Here is a 22,496-nt window from a genome sequence, read left to right on the forward strand (position 1 = left end):
CGCTTGCCCTAGACGACGGTCTTCCGAGCTGATAACGCAGCATCAATGCCAAACAGGCGCTGCCCTTCGGGTTCTGCTTAGGGGCGATTTACTCTTTGTTGCCTACATGGATGTAGGTAAGGGCCGTGAGCAGGACGCGGAAGCTTTGCTCGGTTTTTACTTAGCCCACTAGGTTACAAACCTCGCGCCGCGATTAAATCGCCCCTAGTTTGAACAAATTTTAATCCGCAAAGGTCAACAGACCCTAATGAAACAAAACTAACAGTACAAACATCAATACCAGATGGTATTGCGCATTTACTTGGTCAGGCTAAATTAACCCTATTAGCAGAAGTAGCTCATTACCAACTGTGGTTTCCACTTCAATTTAAAACTGATGAATTAGGCCATTTCAGTACTGTGTTAGCAGCCCCAGAAGTGATTGATACTAAAGGCACTCAACGTAGCTGGCGATTAAGTGAATTAAATATTCAAAGCCAAGGTTTTTGCATTGAATCTATCTCAAGCACAGGAATATTTTTAAAATCCACATCAATAAACAGTGAGCTTGATGAGTTACAAAATATGCAATTTATTTTACCCAATGAAGCGGCTATATCATTAGACATAGAACCCGTTAGGCACAGTGAGTGTGGCATAGCAGCTAAAATAAAGCATATTCACCATGGTAAAGAGCAACTGAGAGCGTATTTATTTGAAGTTCATAAACGTGAATATTCAAGCTTATATCAACTTGAGCATAAGCAAGAGCTGAGGCTATCAAACTAAAAAGCCACACTAATTAAGTGTGGCTTTACGGATTAAATAAACTTAATTTAGGTCATTTTTACTTTAATCGTTTTGCTATTTCAGCAACGCGCTCACCGTATAAACGAGCCGTTTCTAAATCGCCTGATGGAATAGCCGTTTCGTCAGCATCAGTAGGTGATTGTACTAATACGCCAACCGAACCGCCTAAGTTATTGATGTCTTGACGGGTTGATTCCAATTTATTGGCGGGTGGTAACCCTAGGCTTACCCAAATTCCACCATGCTGTGAAGCTAACGTTTGCATACTAATTAGGGTGACTTGTTTGTCGCCATTTAGGCTGCCGCTATTAGTAAAACCGCCGAACACTTTATCTTTCCAACCCATGGTAAACCACACTTTAGAGGTGGCATCAACAAACTTTTTAAACTGCCAAGGGTATGAGCCCATATAGGTAGGTGCACCAAAAATAATGGCGTCTGCATTGTTTAATGCATCCCAATCGGTGTCTTTAATATCACCATTTTCATCGATTGCAATAAGCTGAGCGTTTGCTCCATCAGCCACAAATTCCGCCACTTTTTTGGTATGGCCATATCCAGAAAAATAAATAACCGCTACTTTACTCATGAACCTTCCTTTTGTTGTGATTTAATAACACGCTTTAAATATAGTATGGCCGCTTAATCTAAAATCAACTAAGCAGCGTGTTTAATTAAATTAAAAGGTACTCACTGAAATTTCTAAATTACTCACCGCACAGCCATACTGCTCAGCACTAATACGGTGATAAACCGACTCAGGCTTAGTTAATAGATTAATAATAAACGCATCTTGCTGACCAACAGCTGTTTGTTCTTGGCTCAAGCACATGGCTTGCGTTAAAGAGCGCAATTTGGCATCCGTTAAAATACTGCCGAAACGCTGAACCGGCAAAGGCGGTATTTTAATTGCTGGCAATGCTTGGCTAATACTGCGCTGACTTAAGGTAAAATCATTATTTTTAATATCAATCACACTGCCAGCAGGCCAGTACGAGTAACTGTAGGTGTAAAACTCTATTCCACTCGCTGCCATTGAACGCATTGATATTTTAGCTACAGGCGCATCAGCCGTTTATGGTGCCGATGCGGTAGCAGGTGTTATTAACTATATTTTAAAAGATGATTTTGAAGGCGCTGAAATCAATACTTCGTTTGCCGATAGCTTTGATCAGCATGACGAAAGTAAAAAACAATTAAACTTAGTTTATGGTACAAAAATAGGCGAAAGTAACTTAACAGTATTTGCTGATATATATGACCGTAACGCTTTTAAAGCGACCGATCGTAATTACACGGCCTCTCCCTCTTTAGTGAATGGTTACTCCTATTTACCTAAGCTGGAGAACTCACCTAATATTTATTATTTCAGCAGCCGAGATGGTAACGAACTTCCATCACCAAACTGCAAAACCGAATTAGTTACTACTGAATTTGATGAACAAATTTGTGCTTACTACCCTAATCAAGATGATTACCTAGAAACGCCATTTGAAAGCCTTTCAACCGGCTTTATGTTTAATAGTGAGCTTGGTGGTATGCAATGGCATACTGACTTTTTTTACAGTCAGACCAAAGCAAAGGCGTACTCATCGCCCTCACCTATTAACCAAATTAATGACGACGACGGCCCGTATGTTTTAGAAGACGCCTTATTTATTTACGATAATGCCGATGGTAGTAATGATTTATTAGATCAACTCTACATTGACCCATTTGATACCCAAAGTGGTCGAGAAGTGTATGGTTTTACATTTGATGCGCGCTTTAATGCCCCAAGAACGGTGGAAGTAGAAACGAAAAACTTTCGCTTGGTAAGCAGTCTAAGTGGTGAAATTGGTGATTGGGGTTGAGAATCTGGGGTAACCTTTTCTCGCTCACGTTCAGAGCAAGAAGCGATTGCAGGAGTTTATAATCGTTACCAGCTCCATGGCGCTATCACCGGCGAGCTATGTTCAGACGGTACGCTGGCAAGTTATGACGGTACTGACTTAAACTGTGCTTCGGGAGAACAGCTGCCTTTTTACAACCCTTTCCTTCAAGGCGACGCCGCTAATGATGCCGTTTTGGCAACAGCGCAAGCTCGCCCAACACGCAGCGGAGAAAGTACAGTTTACGGCTGGGATGCTAATTTTAATGGTGAGCTATTTACCTTTAACGACCTACCTGCCTATGCCTCATTTGGGGTAGAAGCACGCCGTGAAGAGTTAAGCGACATTCCTTCGCTTAATTCACAAGCTCAAGCAGATAAAGACTATCTTGTTGATGTATTTGGCTTTGGCTCTAGTTTATCAGAAGCCGATCGCACTCAATATGCAGCGTTTGCTGAATTAAGTATTTCACTCACAGAGCAAATAGAGCTGCAAGCAGCAGGTCGATACGATCATTACGATGATTTTGGTGGCACCTTTAATCCTAAAATAGGTTTGAGCTATCGCCCAACTGATTCGTTGGTTGTTCGTGGTTCATGGTCAACCTCGTTTAGAGCACCATCATTAACGCAGGCTGGCGTTAAATTAAGAACCACACAATCTACTTTTGACTGTGGTGCAAACCAAGCTGTAGCCGATTTATACTGTATGGGTGATGGCACCCAAGTGAGTGTTAATTCGTTAGAGTTAGGTAACCCAAATCTAAATGCAGAAGAATCTGAGGCTATTAGTGTTGGTTTTGCATGGAGTCCCTCGGCTAATACTAATTTAACCATTGATTATTGTCAGTTTGATCATGAAGAAGTAATCGATACCAACATGACCGCTGTGTTAGATCGCGCCATAACCGATGCGTCACTTCGTCACTGTGGCATTGTACCACCGGGCGAGCAAGGCATATCGTACGATGAAGCATTATGTGATGTCACCGACAACAGTAATTTAAACATAGAGCAAGACGGCGCTGATTTAACTGAGATTTTAAGCAATTATATAGGTGAATTTAACCCACGTGATGACGAGCTATTTTTACCGCTGTTTCGCGATCATGCAATCCCACTTGAAAACACTGGGTCACAAACATTAGCTGGCATAGACTTTAAGTTTGACCATAGGTTTGTATTACCAAGCGGCGATTTAACCTTTGCGTTTGATGGCACTCATTACCTTGAGTTTGAACGTAATAAACCGGGGTCTGACTCGTTAGAGAAGCTGGTGGGAACTTATCGTTATCCTGAAAATATTGCGCGTATGTCAATAGATTGGGAAGCGCAAAGTTACTACCTTAACTTAGGTGCAAACTACACCAGCAGCTACGAAGATGATATAGAAGGCCTGCGTAGCCGTGAAATTGATGAGCTAGATTCACTTGGCGTATTAGACTCAAAAGGTGAGCATCAGGTTGATGACTGGCTCGTTTGGGATTTATCTGCGGGTTACTATGTTAATAAATCGCTGACTTTGCGCGCGCGCATCAATAATATTTTTGATAAAGAGCCACCCACACTTTATGGTTCAAGCCGTGGCTTTGATTCAATCAACCATAATGCCCTAGGTGCTAATTACAAATTAAGTATTAGCTACCGTTTTTAACCGCTTAGCCGCAAAGCAAACGCTTTGCGGCATTCCTTTTATTACAGGTCATGGCTACAGTGACACTGCCTATTAAGTGCTAAAGTACGTTTAAGCGTTTATTTACGCATCAACACAATGACCTTTTATTAAAGTGAAATTATGAAACAAAAACAATTTTCTATGCCCGATGCAAGCATCATTTTGCTTTGCGTGGCAGTGATTGCCTATATGGCCACGGTATTTATTACCCCTGGGGTATTTAATGCAGAGCCTGACAGCCATACTGTGCAGCTTTCACAATATCAAGCAGTTAACGACCAACAATCACCACCTGTTTTTGCACAAGGTGGCGAGGCTGGATTTGCCAGCCGCACCCCTGAAATGAACCTAACCGATGCAACCTTATCGGGCACCACCACGGTGGTGGCCGCACTGGGTACCGATTCAAGCTCACGTACACTGACCAACTTGGTTGCCAAAGCAAAAGGCCTAAAAGAGCAAGGGCTTAATGTATTTTGCCATACCGGTTCGTATCATTTACCCGCGAAAACACTCACCCACTCAATTACTGACGACATCATGTATATAGAGGAGTTTATAGGTGTTGGCGAAGTGGCGATTTCTGATCATCGCAGTAGCCAACCCACGGTACAGCAATTAGCAGAATTAGCAGCCGAGGCCAAAGTAGCCGGTATGCTCAGTGGTAAAAAGGCACAGTGAGTATTCATGTTGGCCCTGTTGATAGCCATTTAACTATTTTACATCAGGTGGCTGAGCAAAGTGATATTAAGCTTAAACAGTTTTACCCTACGCATATGAACCGCAATAAAGCACTTCTTGATGCCGGTATTCACTTTTGTGATCAGGGCGGTACTATCGACTTTACCACCAGCACAACCGACTATGATTTAGCCCATGGTGAATATGCAGCAGCCCATGCCCTTGCCTACTCCTTAGAACAAGGCGTAGCACCAAATCAACTCACTATGAGCTCAGATGGCCATGCCAGTTTACCTATTTTTGATAAAGACTTTAATTTATTAGGGCTTGAGGTGGGCAAAGAGGCATCTTTATTAACCTCGTTTCAGCAAGCAGTCAAAGAATATAACGTCCCTATTGAGCACGCTTTAATGAGCATAACCAGTAATCCTGCCGATATTTTAGGAGTTGATAAAGGCCGTCTTAAAGCAGCGAGCGACGCGGATGTTATCCTTCTAGATAAAGAAACCCTTACCCCTGAGTATGTATGGGCTAACGGCACATTAATGGTGCAAAACACCCATGCAGTTATAAAAGGAATGTTTGAATAAGCTAACATGCTGCTGAAATATTTCAGCAGCATTTAACATTAGGCTCGGTTTATCTTTTGAGGTTAAATTTACCAGCTGTATGTTTTAGCTAAGGCAAAGCCTGTGGTATGTGGTTATCCTCCATAAATGGTTACGTAGCATAAATGCCAAACATACGCTTCCCAAAGGTCAACACGCCCTTGTAAAGCATTAAACTCAATTCACTGTGGCTACTCAAGCTATAACCTGACAGGCAAATGTTTTAAGCTATTCTGTTAACGTTTGCTATTACCTGCCCCGCTTTTCTAGGTTTAACCCCTGTTGTTAGGTTAAGAGTATAGTTCGTCTCAAACCTTAACAAAAACATATAAATAAGGCGCAATCTGCTGTTATACTATTTTTAATCACAGAGGGTCTTATTCTAGTATGGTTACAATTAAGCAAGTGGCTGTCCACGCAGGTGTTTCATTCAAAACTGTATCGCGAGTGGTCAATAATGATCCAACAGTCAAAAATATTAATCGCGAGAAGGTTCTTAAAGCGATAAAAGAATTAGGCTATCGCCCTAATCGTGCGGCAAGCTTAACGCGACGTAAAAACTCAAATATTTACGCAATTATTGCTGATGAACTACTGAGTGTTCCCTATACCTTTGATATTATTCGTGGTGCCCAAGAAATTGCGTGGCAAAAAAACAAAGAATTATTAATTCTCAATGTTAACGAAACCCAAGCGAGCATAGACAGAGCTATTAAAAGCCTTTTAGAGTATCGCGTAGAGGGCGTTATCTATTCAGCAATGTACCATCGTCAAGTTGCCATTGCTGATGAACTAAAAAAAATACCAACAATTTTAGCTAACTGCTTCCCTGCTTCAAATAACTTTCCCTGTGTAGTACCTGATGAGCAACAAGCCGGTGAAGATATTACCGATGCATTAATACGCAAAGGCTATCGCCGAATTGCTTTTTTAAACTTAAATGAGCATATAATTGCAGCGAAAGGCCGTAAACTCGGGGTTATAAATTCATTTAAAAAGCACGGTTTACCACTCGATGATTTACACATTGAATCGGTGATTATAGGTCAAGACGATGGTAGTGAGATTTCCACTTCGAGAGAATCTGCAGCGCGAGTAATAGACGAGTTTAAACCGGATGCTATTATTTGTGGTCAAGATCCCATGGCGCTGGAAATTTACTTTGTTGTGCATGACAAAGGAATGATTGTTGGTAAGGATATTGGTATAGCAAGTTTTGATGATTGGGGCAGTATTCCACAATTATTACAACCGAATTTAACCACCATGGCATTACCCCATCACGCAATGGGACGTTGGGCAATGGAATACCTGATAGAGCAGCGCTCTGATATTGTTCATCACAGCCTACCGTTTAAACTAATTGCTCGTGATTCGTTTTAATAACATCTTTTTTTAATGTAAAAAGCGATAATACAATAAACACACAGATAACCAAACCCAAATACTGGTAGGCTAACGCAAAGCCTACATGATCATATACAACACCTACCGCGACGGCTAACATTGACGCCACCAATTGCGTAGTAAATTGAAAGCCAATGATATAGATCATCGCTGAATAGCGCGCATCAAAATGCATATTGATATATTTAAATAACGCAATCAGCATCAGCGGTAATTCAATGGCGTGTAATAATTTCAATAAACTAATGCTGATAGAGTCACTAACAATCCCCGAGCAATATATTCGTATCGCCATCAATACACCACTTAACAGCAACGAATTTTTAATGCCCACATAATTCACCCATTTAACAGCTAAATACAAAATAGCCGCTTCAAGAATAACTTGCGCTGAAGTTAAATAGCCAAAAAACTCTCGACCTTGCTCTGGGGTGTCAAAAAAAGAGGTGTAATAAATAGCAAATTGCTGATCAAATACCGCATAAATACAACTAACACCGATCACAAATACACTTAAACGCCAAAGCCCTGCGATTTTAAAAAATGCTGTAGGCTGTTTTACAGGAGAAAAAGTTCGAGAAGGCGCTATTTCACGCTGATTTTGTGCGACCTTAACAAAGGCTAAAAAACCTATTAAGCAAACCGCCGCAATGCTTGATAACCAATAATTTAAACTAGGAGATAAATTAAAGGATAAACCGGCAAAGTAGCTTGCCATAGCCCAACCCAGTGACCCCCACATTCGAGCTTTACCAAATTCAAAGTTGGTCGAGCGACTTTGTTTATCAACATAACTTTCAAGCGTCCCTACTCCAGCTAAAAATGCACATGAAAAAACGGCACCGCCTAAAATAGCAGCCAGATAAAACTGCGTTTGTAGTAGTGGCGCGTATACAAAACTTACAAACGGGCCAATCAACATGATGAAAAATGCAATGAAGTAAAGCAGTGTTTTTTGTAAACCGAGTTTATCTTGCAAAATGCCGTAACAAGGCATCACGAGTAAAGCCATGATGGAATTAATGCTAAAGATAACCCCGACTTTAGCACTATTGAGGCCGACTTCTTGACTAAGCCAAATAGGAAATAATGAAAATGAAAAAGACCATGCCATAAAATAAACAAACAAAATGACACTTAAGAGTCGATAATTGCTACTCATATATCGCATAGCCTTGGAGAAAGATTAATGACTCTATAATAATATAGAGTCATTTTGGAAGTTATTTTTCTATTGCTATATTATTTAATTTAACGTCACTAAGCGACAAAGGCTGCTCAGCATTCACTTGTATTTTATTGTAAGGAGAGGTTGGAAAAACAATCGAGGTCATAGAGCTAACCCCCTTATTTACAAACACTTCTACCGACGCTTTATCTACCCATATCTCAACATCGTAATATTCAAGCCCTTTTTGTAATGGGGCTGTTTGTAAAGAAGCAAACCCATCTTCAAAGTCTTTTAAACCCGATTGTCTGCGGTCAAGTACAAGTTGCCCTTGAGCTGGGTTTAGCTGCAGCTTAGTGTATTCGCCCTTATCAGAGCTAAGCACGATATCAGTAACTTGCTCAGCGTTTGATAAACTAAAGCTCACCTTAAATTGCCCAGGTTCGATAGCAAAAAGCTCATCTAACTGATAGCTATTTGTGCCAGTTAGGGTTGCCTTTTGTTGTGTGTTACTCAGTAAACTATCTAACTCTTTAACCGGTTGAGATGCCAAACGCACGCCTGCTGGCGTTTGTAATAACTTTAATTCTCTGGGAATCGTCATTGCACTGCGCCATACCTCAGTGGGTACTTGGTTTGCGTATTGCCAGTTACTCATCCACCCCATAAATAAATGTCTACCGTCTTGAGCATCAGAGAAAGTCACGCCAGCATAATTATCTGTACCGTAGTCTAGCCATATTGACGGTTCATACTTTTCTGTTGCTGCCTTATCAGAAAATACAATATCAGCAATTTTTATATGTCCCCAATCACCTCGTTCATTGTCTATCACTTTAATATAAGCTTGCTGGCCTTTTAATTGACTCACGTTCCAAGAACGTTCGGTCATAGTTCCTGTATTGTTTCCACTCGCGGTTTTAACTATCTCGCCATTAACTAACAACTGAATTGCGGTACTGTTGTGATGCTTTCCGCCTGCAATTTTGAAGTTAATGAAATCATGGTCAATTGCAAATGATTTTGAGGTTAAGGTGCCAATTTCCTCATCTGAGCCTTTAAAAGAACTGGCAATGGTATTTGCTGGTTGATCATTTACTATATGAAATGCTTCACCCGATACTTGCCAATTTTTTAAGCCATTTTTGAAGTTAGAAAAATCAAGCCCTTGAGGGAAAACGGCAGGTGTTGTTGTAAGCATTTTTTGATAATCGCTATCCAACACAAATTTTTCACCGTCGAAATCGCCAACAAAATATTGTGTACCAGATCCGCCATTTGGCGCGCCAGGGTTAATACTCACTAATAAAACATATTTATATTCGTCGGTACCTTCAATACGCACGCGAATAAGATCTGGGCACTCCCATACACCTGCATGGCTTCCCCAATCTGCGCCAAAGTTACTTTCAAATTGCCATGTTTTTAAATCTTTTGAGCTGTAAAAGCCGATATGATCATCTTGCGCTAATACCATAACCCATTGCTGGGTATCTTCATGCCAGCTTACTTTAGGGTCACGGAAGTCACGGATCCCAGGGTTTTTTAATACCGGATTATTTGCGTATTTTATCCATGTACGGCCTTTATCGGTGCTATATGCTATGCCTTGCGTTTGAAAATCAATCGCTCCCTGTGCCGCCTTTTTATCATCATGATAGGTAAATATAGCTACTAATGGTGGGTTTTCTTTACTGCCAAAGCCGCTGCTATTTTGCCAATCAACCACCGCACTGCCAGAGAAGATAGTACCGTGCTCATCAGGGAACAACTTAATTTCTTGATGTTGCCAATTAACCATATCTTTACTAATTGCATGTCCCCAATGCATTGGCCCCCATACCGATGAGTCAGGATTATGCTGGTAAAACAGATGATATTCGCCTTGGTAGTAAACCATACCATTAGGATCGTTCATCCAATGCTTTTTAGGAGTAAAATGAAAAGCAGGTCGAAACGCCTCTTTGCTCGGTTTATCTACACCCTTCAGGGCCGTGTGTTCAGTTGGGTTTGTCATGCTACAGGCTGCCAAAAATGATGAAATTACTACTAAATTAACGGTTCGCATCTAATACTCCATGCTTATTATTGGTATCTAATGAAATGGCTTCTAAAGAACGTCCTTTTGTTTCTGGCATAAACCACGCAACAAAAACCAGCTGGGCCAACATCATTAAAGTAAAGAAAGTGAATACTTCAGTGGCACTAAAACGTTCTAAGAAAAATGGCATAAGCAAAGTAATTGCTGCGGCAAAAAACCAATGCGTACCAGAGCCCAAAGACTGCCCTTTTGAACGTACTTTGTTAGGGAATATTTCTGCAATGAAGACCCAAATAACGGTGCCTTGGCCAATGGCATGAGCGGCAATAAACACAAATACAAACGCTACAACCGTTAAACCACCAGAATCCGTACTAAACGCCCACGCCACGACAGAGAGGGAAATAACGTAGCCAATTGAGCCAATGTACATCAGCGAACGACGGCCAAACTTATCAATCAACGATAAACCCAGCATGGTAAAACATAAATTAACCACGCCAATCCCAGCGCCTGAAAGTAAGGATTGATTTACATCCAACCCTGCAAGTTCAAATACGCGCGGTGCATAATAAATAATAAAGTTAATGCCAGATAATTGATTAAATGCAGCAAATAAAAATGCAAATAAAGCCGCCTTATTGTAACTACCACCAAATAGCTTTGATTGACTGTTTTGTAAATTGTCGCGTTCAATGTCATTTAATACTTGGTCTGGGTTTTGTTCCCCTAAAGTCACTAAGATTGAACGCGCTTTAGTTTTTTCACTTTTCTTTTGCACTAACCAACGAGGGCTTTCAGGCGCTTTAATAATCATTAATAAATAAGCCAGAGCAGGTATTGCCTCCACGCCTAGCATTAAACGCCAATCAATTGCAGATGTTCCTGCGATTAAAAAATTAGAAACAAACGCAACTAAAATACCAAATACAATTTGAAACTGATAAAGCGCGACCAAACGCCCACGAAACTTAGCAGGCGCAATCTCAGAAATATAAGCAGGTACAACAATTGAAGAAATCCCTACTCCCACGCCACCAATAAACCGTAATAAGGCAAAACTATAGGCTTCAGGCGCCATGGCGGAGCCAAGTGCCGAAATTAAAAACAACCCCCCAACTAAAACCAATGTGGGTTTTCTACCCCACTTATCACATGGGTAATTACCGGTTAAGGCACCCAGTAGTGTTCCCCATAAAGCGGAAGACATAATAAATAAGCCATGAAATAACGAGCTCGTATTCCATAACGCTTGAATAGGTTTATCCGCACCGGATATAACTGCAGTATCAAAGCCGAATAAAAAACCAGCAACGGCAACGGTGACTGACCAATAAATAATTTTTTTCATAATCACTCTTAAAACTTAACGATTAAAAGGTGGGCCGAAACCCACTACTATTAATAACCTGGGTTTTGTGTGTACGACCCACCACTTAAAATAATCTGCTGGTTCGGAATAGGTAAATACTCATGTTTACCTTTAGTGAAAATAGCATCGACCAAATAAGGTTTGCGTACAGCTTCAATCGCTAAGTAACTATCAATCGTTTCTTTTGCTATTCCCCAACGCACTAAGTCAAAAAAGCGATGTCCTTCAAGCCCTAATTCTAAACGTCGCTCAAAACGCAGTGCCGCTCTTGCTTGTTCTTTAGAATCAAAACTTGTATACAGGCCAATGTTATAAATACTCGCGTTGTGTAATTTATCGGTGCTGTGTTTAGCGCGCTCACGAATACGGTTAATGATTGGCAATGCTTCGTCATACCTATCTAACTCAATTAATGCTTCTGCTTTCCAAAGCAATACTTCAGCGTAACGAATGAGTGGTGTATTTAATGAAAAGATAGGAAAAGGGCCATTCTCACCACGACAACTACAGTCAGGATGTTCAAGATCTTTCATTGCCGTAAAGTTGCCATAAATACCAGGGGCACGTGCCCAGCTATCACCGCCATGAATTAAGTTTTCGTCATACTTAAATGGTTTACCTTCCATTGCCACTGTGTGATCTAGGCGAGGGTCAACTGAGTCTGTCGTCATGTCGTAGTTAAAGTCGTTAAAAGAGTCGAATAACGGCAAACCTTGTTGGTCTGTTTTAAACGCATTAACGAAATTTTCTGTTGGTACATGAAAACCACAACAGCCAAAACCTCCAGCCATTGGCGCATTTAATGCACTCGGCCAGCTACCACGTCCATCTGGAGAGCCGTCATTTAGAGAGCGCTGAATAGCAAAAACTGACTCTTTACCATTCTCACTTTCAAACAAAAAGTTATTCGCGTAATCATCAAATAAGCCATAGACGCCGGCTTCTTCAATTTCATCAACTAGGGCCACTACTTTTACAAGTTTATCTTTATCAATATTGATAACTTCATGCAGCTCATTCTGCTCATACGCTTGGTAGAGCAATGTTTTAGCTAAATATGCCTTAGCTGATAACGCTGAAGCGCGCCCTACATCTTCTTGGGTTTGTGGTAAGTTGTTTGCAGCAAACTCAAAATCTGCGGCAATTTTATCCCATAGTTCTTGATCGCTCAGCTCACTATTGGTAGTGGTAAGAATTTGATCTTGTGTCATTGTTTCATCAATCCACGGGATATGCTTATGATGTATTTTTAAATCAAAGTAGAAAATACTGCGAATAAACCGTAGTTCGGATTGTTTCTCCGCACTGTTTTCAATGGCATCTGGCGCATTTGCGATTACCGCTAATGCTGAGTTTGCTCTTGAAATACCGGTGTAATTTCGTACCCATTTTTTGTTGTTCAAATCAATCAAATCTGGCGGGAAAGACTCCATATCAGGCACTATAGGCTGATATAAAGACAAGGCATGATAAGCAAAAATATCGCCAGGTCCATTACCGCCTTTGTGGGCGTCTCCGGCGCGTAAGTTTCCTGTCGGCCATAAAAAGTTAGGCGCGGTATAATGATCATTGCCTAGATAAGAGTAGGCAGCAATAATCAACGCATCTACATTTGCACTGTTAGAAACTTGCTCTTCGGTTAATACCCCTGAAGGGGCAACATCAAGGTCAGAACCACCACACGATGCTAAAGAAAGCGCGAGTGTAGCGGCTGTAAATAGTGTTTTAATTTTATTCATAAAATGTGCTCGTATCGTTGTCGTTTTAATAAATCAAAAAGAAAGGTTCACGCCTAACGTGATACGTTTTGGAATTGGAAAATTACCGTTTGGAGTTTCAGGATCCTGGCTTAGCGTCCCTGATGGCGTAATGGTCAATAAGTTACTTCCCTGCAAATAAATTCGTGCAGAACTAATACCGTATTGATTTAACCACTGCTCGTCAGGTGTATAACCGATAGATAAGTTGCGAAGCTTGAGATAGCTGCCATCTTCCCAAAACAAACTTGATTGACGGCCTTCACCATTGTTATCGATTAAAGTTAATGCAGGCACATTACTGTCAGTATTGTTAACCGACCATGCATCAAGAACGCGATCGCCATAGTTAGAACCTATATTTAACGATGTGAAGTCAGTAAATCCACGCCAGCCATTGCGTATTTGACCACCTTCAACACCTTGCCAAAACATGTTGAAGTCCCAATTTTTGTATTTGAAATTCATATTCAAGCCATACATAAAATCAGGATCGGTATCTGCGAAAAAGCTTTGGTCGTTCTCATCAATCACGCCATTACCATCTAAGTCTTTCCAACGAACTCGACCTAAACCCGCACCCGATTGTGCTGCATGAGCATCTATTTCATCTTGGTTTTGAAATAACCCATCGGCAACATAGCCATAAACTGAGTTAACTGAATGACCAACAATTGTTTTATCAGCGCCATTACCACCAAATGAGTTCACAACGTCTTCAGGTAATGAGACTACCTTATTTTTAGCAGAAGAAATGTTAAAGCTAATATCAACATCAATATCACCATCTAAGCTATCAAAAGTAAGGTAATCGGCGTACCCAATAAGGAACTCAAAACCAGCGTTTTCAATTGTGCCACCATTAACCCATTGCTGAGCGCCTTCACCTAATGTTGCCAATGGATTGGTTAACGTTAAAATATCTTCAGTGGTTTTTTCAAACCAATCGATGCTGCCGTATATGGTTTCGTAACGCATACCAAAATCAAGACCAATGTTTGTTTGTGTTGATGTTTCCCACTTTAGGTCGTCATTCCCTGTTTGTGCTTTTACAAACCCAGAAGGAAGCGTGCCGCCATTTGCACCGCCTATATCATAAGCGGTCCCTTCATCTTGCTGATCGGTGAATAGTGATTGTGTTGCATAACGACTTAAGTACGTTGTGTACGTTGCATCGGTAGGGATTTCTTGATTACCTGTTTTGCCCCAGCTAGCGCGAAGCTTCAAGGTAGATAAAAACTCAATATCATAGAAGGATTCGTTGCTGATCACCCAACCCGCAGAAATGGCAGGGAAATTTCCATAATTGTTATTACTACCAAAACGAGATGAGCCATCACGGCGTATTGTTAAGCCTGCTAAGTAGCGGTCATCAAAGTTATAGTCAATACGCGCAAAATAAGAATTAAGAGACCATTTATCACCATCTCCTTCCACACGAACATCGCCCGTTGCTTGCGATAAATGGGCATAGTCACGATCATCAGATGCAAAGCCTGAACCAAAACCAACAGCCCCTTCATACTCATAATCTATTTGTTCTGTACCGAGCAAAAACGTAAAGTGATTTTCGTCTAAATCAAGCTTATATTCGGCGGTATTAGTCCAACTAAAACTACTACTCCAATTATCTGTGACTGAAAGCTGATCACCATAATTTAGTGAACCGGCTTGAAAAGCACGGGTATAGTTTCTGAAATAATATTGCCCGTAATCTAAACCCATAGCGCTTTTTAACGTTAAACCCTCTACGGCTTCATATTCAACAAAAATATTCCCCATTAATTTATTGAATCTACTGACGTTGTCTCGATTCATTTCAATTAATCGCACTGGATTATCACGGTCAGTTACACCAGGGACAGGTCCACCCCAACCTCCTTCCTCGTTATACACAGGAACGATAGATTGCTGCTCTATAGCCAAGTTTAAAATGTTACCGGCCAGATCATTAACCAAGTTTGACTCTTGGTTAGTCACTATAAAGTTTTCACCAATCTTAAGTTTATTTGTTAATTGATAATCTGAATTAACGCGAAAGCTTATTCGTTCGAACTCTGAGCCATCAACGACACCTTCTGAGCTGTAATAGCCGAGTGAGCTGTATATCGATGCTTTGTCTGAACCGCCTGAAACTGAAAAATTAAGATCGGTTACTTTTGCAGAGCGCGTAACTTCATCAAACCAGTTTGTGTCAGCTGGGCGTTGCACCTTTGCAGCATCCGTAAACTCAGGAAAAACAACGTTGTTTAATTGAGGGTTATTAAAATCATTATTCCAATCATAAGTATAAAGAGAACTTGCAGCATTTGGGTTTGACCCGTCGTTTACTGCAGCCTGCCAGACCACTTGTGCCCTTTGCTGAGTATTTAATGGGTTTAACTCATAATTAAAATCATCATATGATTGATTGAAAGAAAAATTAAAATCAAGCCCCTCATTCCCTTTTTTGGTGGTGATAACAATGACCCCATTGCCAGAGCGAGCACCAAAAATACTTGCAGCTGCTGCGTCTCTCAGTACCTGTATATCTGCAATATCATGGCTATTGAGTTCATGCATTCCCGATTTAGTTGGAATTCCATCAATCACATAAAGGGGGTCGTTATTACCTAAAGGTCCTAGCCCTTGTCCGCGAATACGTACCGTTGCCGTCGCCGCTGGTGATCCGTTGGTGGTGATTTGTAATCCAGGTATTCTTCCTTGTAAATTTTGCATGACATTACCTGAAGGCTGGTCTACTAAATCTTCAAGGTCGACTGTACTTACTGCACCTGTTAAATCTTGTTTTTTAACACTTCCATAACCATATGAAACTTCAATTACTTCAATGCCATCATTAGGAATAATTTCATTTTTTTGCTGTTCGGCGGCAAAAATACTTAATGGCAACGAACAACCCAGCAGTATAGTGCTTACACTTACTGCCAGTTTGGTTTTGTGAAATATGAGCATTGTGTGTCCTCATTTTAATTTTACTTATTGATGTTGATTTCAGCGTTCAATTAAACAACGTTGTCTTTTGTGGATAAAAAAATATCTTCTTTATCGTTTTTACTTGGCTTAATACACCAAGCAAAATAAACAACGTTGTCTTTTTAACATTTAAAAAACATCTATTCAATATAAATAACAAAATTTTCTATTAAAAATAGGTATAATTTTAATCACAACGCCATACGCTAGCATGGTTCAATAAACTCTAGGATTTGTTGATATGTTATGTTTGGTGTGGCTCCTAGTTGCTGAGCCACCATAGCTCCAGCAGCACAAGCAAAGTCAATCGCCTGTTGCGGATCATCATAAGTGCAGAGTTGATATATTAAAGCTCCCAAAAATGAATCCCCTGCGCCAACCGTATCTACAACATCTATCCGATAGCCTGAATTATAATAATTTTTACCTTTAATCGATAATAAAGCACCGTGGTTTCCTTTCGTTACGCACAAGAACTCTGTGTTTGTTTGCTTTGCTATAAAATCTAAGTTTTGTTCTAATGAATGATACTTACACCCCATTCCTTTGGCGATTTCATAGAGTTCGTCATCATTTAGCTTGATAAAGTCTGCGCTATTCATTAACGCTATTAAGTTATCAAGGTGATAATGAGAAGACCGTAAATTTACATCAAACACTTTGAATTTTGCATGTTCAAGTAGCTGCTTTAAAGTTATTAATGACGTTTCAGTACGACCAATTAGGCTGCCAAAAACAAAAATATCTGTCGATGCAACTTTACCGATAATTTTATCCGTTAAAACAATATTATCCCAAGCGGTATCAGGCATAATTTCGTACTTAGCAGAACCGTGACTATCAAGTGTTACCTGGACTGTACTGGTCTTTTTGTTTGGGTTGACTGCAATGTACTCTATGCTCAATTGTTTTTCTTTTAATTCGTCAAGCAGAGCATCACCTAACTCATCCTCTCCCACTGCACTTATCATTTGTGCATTAATTCCTAGTGATTTAACCCTAAAGCACATATTTAAAGGAGCACCGCCCAAACGTTTGGTTTCTCCAAAGCAGTCCCAAAGAACCTCCCCAAAACACACTAAGCTCACGTTATTGGCCATGCTTTGACCTACAATTATACTCATTCAATAGTTTCCTTTTACGCGCCAATTATTAGATAACCGGATTAAACAGCATTAAACTAGACTATAAATTTCATGACCTTAAAGGTTTATGATTTAAAGAGCCTGATGTTAATGTTTTTTTAAATAAATGTGGTTGAGATATTATTCCATCTCAATCACAAAAAGACAACGTTGTTTATTTGAGATGTAAATTAATTCAAGGTCGTTTTAAATTTAAAAAATAAACAAGCTAATTAGGGGTTTTGCGGTTTTGAGTAGTCCGTTGATATCTTTTGAAACTAAAGAGTGAGTAAATAAGGATAACCAGTAAAGAGCATCGTTTTCAAAGCAATTTCAGCCAACACTTGCGCAGCATGTTAACTAGCAGCGCTGCGAGCCCCCTCGACATGGCAGTGACGAAAACACACCAAGTGAGCAAAACCTATACCGACTGATGCGCATAGGTCTCATAGAAAATGCTGACACACTATCAACGATAGTAATGAATACAGCGCAATAACAGCCCTCAGAAGGCTCGCTTAATATACATAGCATGAGCTTATAAAGGCATTATTTAAGGTGCCCGCTTTCAACTATAGGCGTAACCCAATATTTTAACGGCGTGTACTTACAAACAGGGCTTAACGCCGTTTTTACTATGGCAAGTTCAGGTAATAATATATGCACCTCAAACTGATAAAAACTGCGATGACCTTCTACTTGCTCGGCAATATCAAATTCACTGTGCTCCTTGCTGTAGCCTTCAATGTTTTTTAAGTTAAAGCCGGTAATGCACTCTATGCCAATTAATATATCAACCACGTCATCTTTTATGTTTGTGGGTACATTTACGGTAAAAAGTAACTGTTCAGCCATGTTTTTTCTCCAACCAACCATAAAAGATAGGTAATAAATAAAGTGTTGTAATTGTTGAGGTAATTAACCCGCCAATAACCACAATCGCCAATGGTTTTTGAATCTCAGCGCCAGGGCCGGTGGCAAATACCAGTGGCAGTAAACCAAACATTGCGGTTGTGGCTGTCATTAACACTGGGCGAAGGCGTCTGCTTGCGCCATCTAAAATGCGCTGCGTTACATTGGCAGAAAACATTTTCATTTGCTCAAAGTAGCTGATCATCACAATACCATTGAGTACCGCTACGCCAAGTAAAGCAACAAAACCAACCGATGCAGGCACCGACAGGTATTCATTACTAATAAACAGGGCAATCACTCCCCCCATTAACGCAAACGGAATATTAGCAATTATCAGCGTTGATTTAGATAAGGATTTAAACGTGGTAAATAAAATAATGAAAATTAGTATTAATGCCACAGGAATAAGCACCAGCAAGTTTTGTGTTGCACGTTGCTGGCTTTCAAATTCGCCACCAAACGACAAGGTAAAACCACTGGGTAACTTTATGCTGCTATTAATTTTAGCTTCCAGTTCATTTACATAACTAACCACATCGCGGTTATCCACATTAACGCTTACAGAAGCAAAGCGCTTTGCTTTTTCTCGCTCTATTAACAATGGCCCCGTTTTAAAGCTAATATTAGCCACCTCTTCAAGTGGTAGTAGGCTGTTGTCGGGCATTAAAATTAGCTTTTGTTTTAATGCGCTCATTGACGATAACTCAAAGTGTGCTGCGCTGTCGCCTTTTTGTGCATTAAACACAATAGGGATCACGCGGTTTCCTTCTTGCAGTGCAGATACCTGTAAGCCTTCTAATTGCGACTTTAAATAATCGCTTAATCCTTCGGTGGTTAAACCAAACTGACTAGCAACCTCAGGAATGAGTTTAATATTTACGTATTTACCCCCTTCAATAAGCGCCATTTGCACATCACTTGCTCCGTCAATGTTAGTGGCAAGTGCCGTGATTTTTTCAGCTAATGAGGCAAGTGTCGCAATGTCATTACCGAATACTTTAATCGAAATATCACCGGTGCCACCGGTGAGCATTTCTGATACCCGCATTTGTATTGGCTGAGTAAAGCCAATATTTACCCCTGGAAATTGCGTAAGTGTTTGTCGAATATCCTCGATTAGCAGCGCTTTGGAGTCAAAACGCCACGTATCTTTTGGCGCTAATTCCATAAACACATCGGTTTCGTTTAACCCCATAGGATCAAGCCCGAGTTCATCGGAGCCGGTACGGGCAACAATTTGTACGATTTCTGGGGTGTTTTTTAACAGTGTGGCTTCAATTTGTTTATCTATATCCAGCGAGGCTTGCAAGGAAATACTCGGCGATTTTTCCAGTTGCACAATAATGTCGCCTTCATCTAAAACGGGCATAAAGCTTTTACCAAGTCCCTGAAATAACACCCCACTGAGCACTAAAACAGCAACTGATATAACACTAATAGCCACCGGCTTTTTAATTGCTTGGGCAAGTGTTTTAGTATAAAAACCTTGTAATAGCGTGACCATTTTAGGCTGGGTTACGGGTTCATTTTTTAATAACAATGAGGCTAAAATTGGAATAACCGTTAACGACAACAACAGCGCACTTAGCATGGCAAACACGATAGTGAGCGCCACTGGGGTAAATAACTTGCCCTCTAACCCTGTTAACATTAATAGCGGTGAAAACACGATAATAATAATAATTGTGCCTGAGAACACTGGCGCCGCGACTTCTTTACAAGCGCGATAAATAACATGCAGCCGAGGGAGGTGCTGATTGTTAGCCAACCGATTCACTATGTTTTCAACAATAACTACCGATGAGTCCACCAGCATACCAATGGCAATCACTAAGCCGCCTAAACTCATTAAATTAGCCGATAAATCAAACTGCTTCATCATTATAAACGTCAGCAATGCCGACATAGGTAAAGACAAAGACACCACCAATGAAGAGCGAATATCACCTAAAAACAAGGCAAGTAACACTATTACTAGAATAATTGCTTGGCCTAGTGCGCTGGTAATGGTGCTAATTGCGGTATTTATTAAGTTAGAGCGGTCGTAAAACACATTAATTTTTGTGCCTTGCGGTAATGACGCTTCAATGGTGCGAAGTTTATCTTTTACATCTGCAACAACTTGCGCTGTATTACTATTTTTAAGCGCAATTATAAGCCCTTGTACCGCCTCTTCACTGTTTTTAGTGACTGCGCCATAACGGGTTAAACTGCCAACATGTACCGTGGCAATATCACTTAACCGAATAACCTTATTTTGAGTGGACTTAATCACGGTATTTTCAATAGAGGTTATATCGGTGTATTTGCCCTCAGTGCGCAAAATTAAGGTGTCGTTGCCTTTTTCTAAGCGCCCTATGCCACCGTTTTGATTCGTTTGCGTGATTGCCAACTTCATTTCATCAAAGCTGACTTGATGCTGTTGCATCAATAAAGTATTGGGAAGTATTTCATAGGTTTTTGAAAAGCCGCCAAGGCTATTTACATCAGCAACGCCGGTTACAGTGCGCAGTAATGGACGAATTTGCCAATCTAAAAGCTCTCTTTTTTCAATCAACGATAAGTGAGTGCTTTCTATGGTAAACATGAACACTTCGCTCAAAGGCGTGCTCATTGGCGCCATGCCGCCACTAATATTACTGGGCAAGGTGGGCAAAATATTTAACAGCCGCTCATTAACTTGCTGACGGGCCCAGTAAATGTCAGTACCTTGTTTAAAGTCAATGGTAATATCGGTAATCGAATACTTGGTGGTAGAGCGCAGCATTTGCTGTGACGGAATACCCAGTAGTTCGGTTTCAATAATGCGCGTTACTTGGGATTCAATTTCAAGGGCGTTCATACCGGGTAATTTGTACACTATTTTAACTTGGGTCGGCGATATTTCTGGAAAAGCATCCACCGGAATACTTAACCAAGATTTAGCACCAATGGCCATAGCAACAATAACAAAAATACTAACAAACAAACGCTGAGTAAGTGAAAACTTAATAAGCAGGTTTAACATTTACTCTCTCCCTAAGTGAAGCAACATACCTTGTAGCGCACTTACCGAGCTTATTAGTACCTGCTGATCATCCAGGTTTTTGTTAGCAGTAAATACATAGTCTTTGCCTTGTGTACCCTTGAGCTCAATCGGAAGTAACTCAAGGTTATCGCCAGACTTTAAAGCAATGTAATTAACATCTTCAAATTCAAACACCGCTGACTTTGCTATTTTAAAGCCCGTTAATTTATTTACCGGTGTGACTTTGATAGTTTGCCCCAGTCTAAGCTGGCACTCATTTGAGCTTGGCGACGCCCACACTATTTGATGGTATTTATCTGCAATACTGTCATAGCTTTCAATATTTAAGCTGCAACTTTGTGACAGCTTGAAATGCGCTAACGTGTTGGTAAAACTAAGAGGAACTTTAATCTTAACGCGAATACTACTTGCATCGATAATATCAAACGCGGTGTCACCCATCACACGGTTTCCCGACTCATTAGTGAGTTTTAAAATGCCTGTTTTTGGACTCACTAAGGTCACGTTTTCATTATCATCAATGTTTAAAAATGCCATTTGATGTTGCATATGTTCAAAATTTAGCTTGGCTTCAAAATAGCTTTTTGTGATTTCAACCCATTCAGAACTTCTTATTATTTTGTTTTTTAAGTGTTGTTGATTTATGTCGTAATGGCTTTTAGCAATAGCGAGCATGTCTTTTGCTGATTGATAGGCATCTAAAAAATGGTGTACATCACTGCCCTCAACGCTTGCAATCGTGGCGCCCTTTTCAACCATGCGGCCGTTAGGGTATAAGTAACGAACCTGCTGTACATCAAACGCAAACAGCACCGTATAATTGACCCCAGGTTTGAAATTAACTTCACCAATTAAACTTTGCCCGTTAATAAACTCTGTTTTTTGAATCGGCGCAAATTCAACATCAAAACCACTGAGTGACGAAAGCCCTACAGGTGCTAAATTTTGCGAAGCAAACACAGGATTAAATGTTAATAAAGTCACCGTAAAGAAGAAAAATAACGTATATTGAATACGCAAAAAATGACGCATTTTTTTTGTAAAATTTAACAGCATTTAGTTTGTTCACATTTGATTAATTTTAT

General features: G+C 40.3%; 11 protein-coding genes and 4 pseudogenes. 4 read left to right on the forward strand and 11 right to left on the reverse strand.

All coding sequences use genetic code 11. From position 1 onward, the window contains the following. Nucleotides 1-234: 234 nt before the first annotated feature. Nucleotides 235-768: pseudogene (locus CWC14_RS12750) on the forward strand (hypothetical protein); the annotation flags it as partial. A gap of 58 nt (nucleotides 769-826) precedes the next feature. Here the strand turns inward: CWC14_RS12750 and CWC14_RS12755 are convergent. Then, nucleotides 827-1,378 (reverse strand): flavodoxin family protein, encoded by a 552-nt coding sequence (locus CWC14_RS12755; protein ID WP_024601163.1) that lies wholly within the window; start codon nucleotides 1,376-1,378, stop codon nucleotides 827-829. A 90-nt stretch (nucleotides 1,379-1,468) separates the two neighbouring features. After that, nucleotides 1,469-1,801: pseudogene (locus tag CWC14_RS12760) on the reverse strand (cyanophycinase); the annotation flags it as partial. Nucleotide 1,802: 1 nt separating this feature from the next. On the opposite strand from CWC14_RS12760, the pseudogene CWC14_RS12765 reads away from it, so the two are divergent. From CWC14_RS12765 to CWC14_RS12775, 3 genes and pseudogenes are all read left to right on the forward strand, one after another. Next, nucleotides 1,803-4,313, forward strand: a pseudogene (locus CWC14_RS12765) (TonB-dependent receptor domain-containing protein); the annotation flags it as partial. Between the two features lie 141 nt (nucleotides 4,314-4,454). Next, a pseudogene (gene iadA, locus CWC14_RS19425) lies at nucleotides 4,455-5,605 on the forward strand (beta-aspartyl-peptidase). A 405-nt stretch (nucleotides 5,606-6,010) separates the two neighbouring features. Next, complete coding sequence (locus CWC14_RS12775) at nucleotides 6,011-7,006, forward strand: LacI family DNA-binding transcriptional regulator (RefSeq protein ID WP_138563189.1); 996 nt, start codon at nucleotides 6,011-6,013, stop codon at nucleotides 7,004-7,006. On the opposite strand, the gene CWC14_RS12780 is transcribed toward CWC14_RS12775, so the two are convergent. From CWC14_RS12780 to CWC14_RS12820, 9 genes are all read right to left on the reverse strand, one after another. Further along, complete coding sequence (locus CWC14_RS12780; protein WP_138563191.1) at nucleotides 6,978-8,192, reverse strand: oligosaccharide MFS transporter; 1,215 nt, start codon at nucleotides 8,190-8,192, stop codon at nucleotides 6,978-6,980. The genes CWC14_RS12775 and CWC14_RS12780 overlap by 29 nt on opposite strands. A 61-nt stretch (nucleotides 8,193-8,253) precedes the next feature. Further along, nucleotides 8,254-10,266 carry a glycoside hydrolase family 32 protein gene (locus tag CWC14_RS12785; RefSeq protein WP_138563193.1) on the reverse strand — a complete coding sequence of 671 codons (2,013 nt, stop codon included), beginning with the start codon at nucleotides 10,264-10,266 and terminating at the stop codon, nucleotides 8,254-8,256. Beyond that, a complete protein-coding gene (locus CWC14_RS12790) occupies nucleotides 10,253-11,590 on the reverse strand; it encodes a sugar porter family MFS transporter (RefSeq protein ID WP_138563195.1) in 1,338 nt (445 codons plus the stop codon). The genes CWC14_RS12785 and CWC14_RS12790 overlap by 14 nt, the downstream gene beginning before the upstream one ends. Nucleotides 11,591-11,640: 50 nt before the next feature. Further along, entirely contained in the window at nucleotides 11,641-13,350 is a 1,710-nt protein-coding gene (locus tag CWC14_RS12795; protein ID WP_138563197.1) for a RagB/SusD family nutrient uptake outer membrane protein, read from the reverse strand. A gap of 33 nt (nucleotides 13,351-13,383) precedes the next feature. Next, the gene (locus tag CWC14_RS12800; protein WP_138563199.1) at nucleotides 13,384-16,323 is read right to left on the reverse strand and encodes a SusC/RagA family TonB-linked outer membrane protein; all 2,940 of its coding nucleotides are present in this window, start codon (nucleotides 16,321-16,323) and stop codon (nucleotides 13,384-13,386) included. 227 nt (nucleotides 16,324-16,550) lie between these two features. After that, nucleotides 16,551-17,468: a carbohydrate kinase family protein gene (locus CWC14_RS12805; protein ID WP_138563201.1), complete on the reverse strand. Its 918-nt coding sequence runs from the start codon at nucleotides 17,466-17,468 to the stop codon at nucleotides 16,551-16,553. A 549-nt stretch (nucleotides 17,469-18,017) separates the two neighbouring features. Then, nucleotides 18,018-18,323, reverse strand: coding sequence for a DUF3240 family protein (locus CWC14_RS12810; protein ID WP_138563203.1), 306 nt, complete (start codon nucleotides 18,321-18,323; stop codon nucleotides 18,018-18,020). Beyond that, nucleotides 18,316-21,390, reverse strand: coding sequence for an efflux RND transporter permease subunit (locus tag CWC14_RS12815; RefSeq protein ID WP_138563205.1), 3,075 nt, complete (start codon nucleotides 21,388-21,390; stop codon nucleotides 18,316-18,318). The genes CWC14_RS12810 and CWC14_RS12815 overlap by 8 nt, the downstream gene beginning before the upstream one ends. Further along, entirely contained in the window at nucleotides 21,391-22,431 is a 1,041-nt protein-coding gene (locus CWC14_RS12820) for an HlyD family secretion protein (protein ID WP_249928749.1), read from the reverse strand. Nucleotides 22,432-22,496 lie beyond the last annotated feature (65 nt).

This window comes from Pseudoalteromonas sp. S3260, assembly GCF_005886925.1.
In the GTDB taxonomy this organism is placed as follows: Bacteria; Pseudomonadota; Gammaproteobacteria; order Enterobacterales; family Alteromonadaceae; genus Pseudoalteromonas; species Pseudoalteromonas tetraodonis.

Coding starts and splice junctions, on each gene's coding strand:
- CWC14_RS12755 (WP_024601163.1), bottom strand. CDS start 1,378: ATGAGTAAAGTAGCGGTTATTTATTTTTCTGGATATGGCCATACCAAA.
- CWC14_RS12775 (WP_138563189.1), top strand. CDS start 6,011: ATGGTTACAATTAAGCAAGTGGCTGTCCACGCAGGTGTTTCATTCAAA.
- CWC14_RS12780 (WP_138563191.1), bottom strand. CDS start 8,192: ATGAGTAGCAATTATCGACTCTTAAGTGTCATTTTGTTTGTTTATTTT.
- CWC14_RS12785 (WP_138563193.1), bottom strand. CDS start 10,266: ATGCGAACCGTTAATTTAGTAGTAATTTCATCATTTTTGGCAGCCTGT.
- CWC14_RS12790 (WP_138563195.1), bottom strand. CDS start 11,590: ATGAAAAAAATTATTTATTGGTCAGTCACCGTTGCCGTTGCTGGTTTT.
- CWC14_RS12795 (WP_138563197.1), bottom strand. CDS start 13,350: ATGAATAAAATTAAAACACTATTTACAGCCGCTACACTCGCGCTTTCT.
- CWC14_RS12800 (WP_138563199.1), bottom strand. CDS start 16,323: ATGCTCATATTTCACAAAACCAAACTGGCAGTAAGTGTAAGCACTATA.
- CWC14_RS12805 (WP_138563201.1), bottom strand. CDS start 17,468: ATGAGTATAATTGTAGGTCAAAGCATGGCCAATAACGTGAGCTTAGTG.
- CWC14_RS12810 (WP_138563203.1), bottom strand. CDS start 18,323: ATGGCTGAACAGTTACTTTTTACCGTAAATGTACCCACAAACATAAAA.
- CWC14_RS12815 (WP_138563205.1), bottom strand. CDS start 21,390: ATGTTAAACCTGCTTATTAAGTTTTCACTTACTCAGCGTTTGTTTGTT.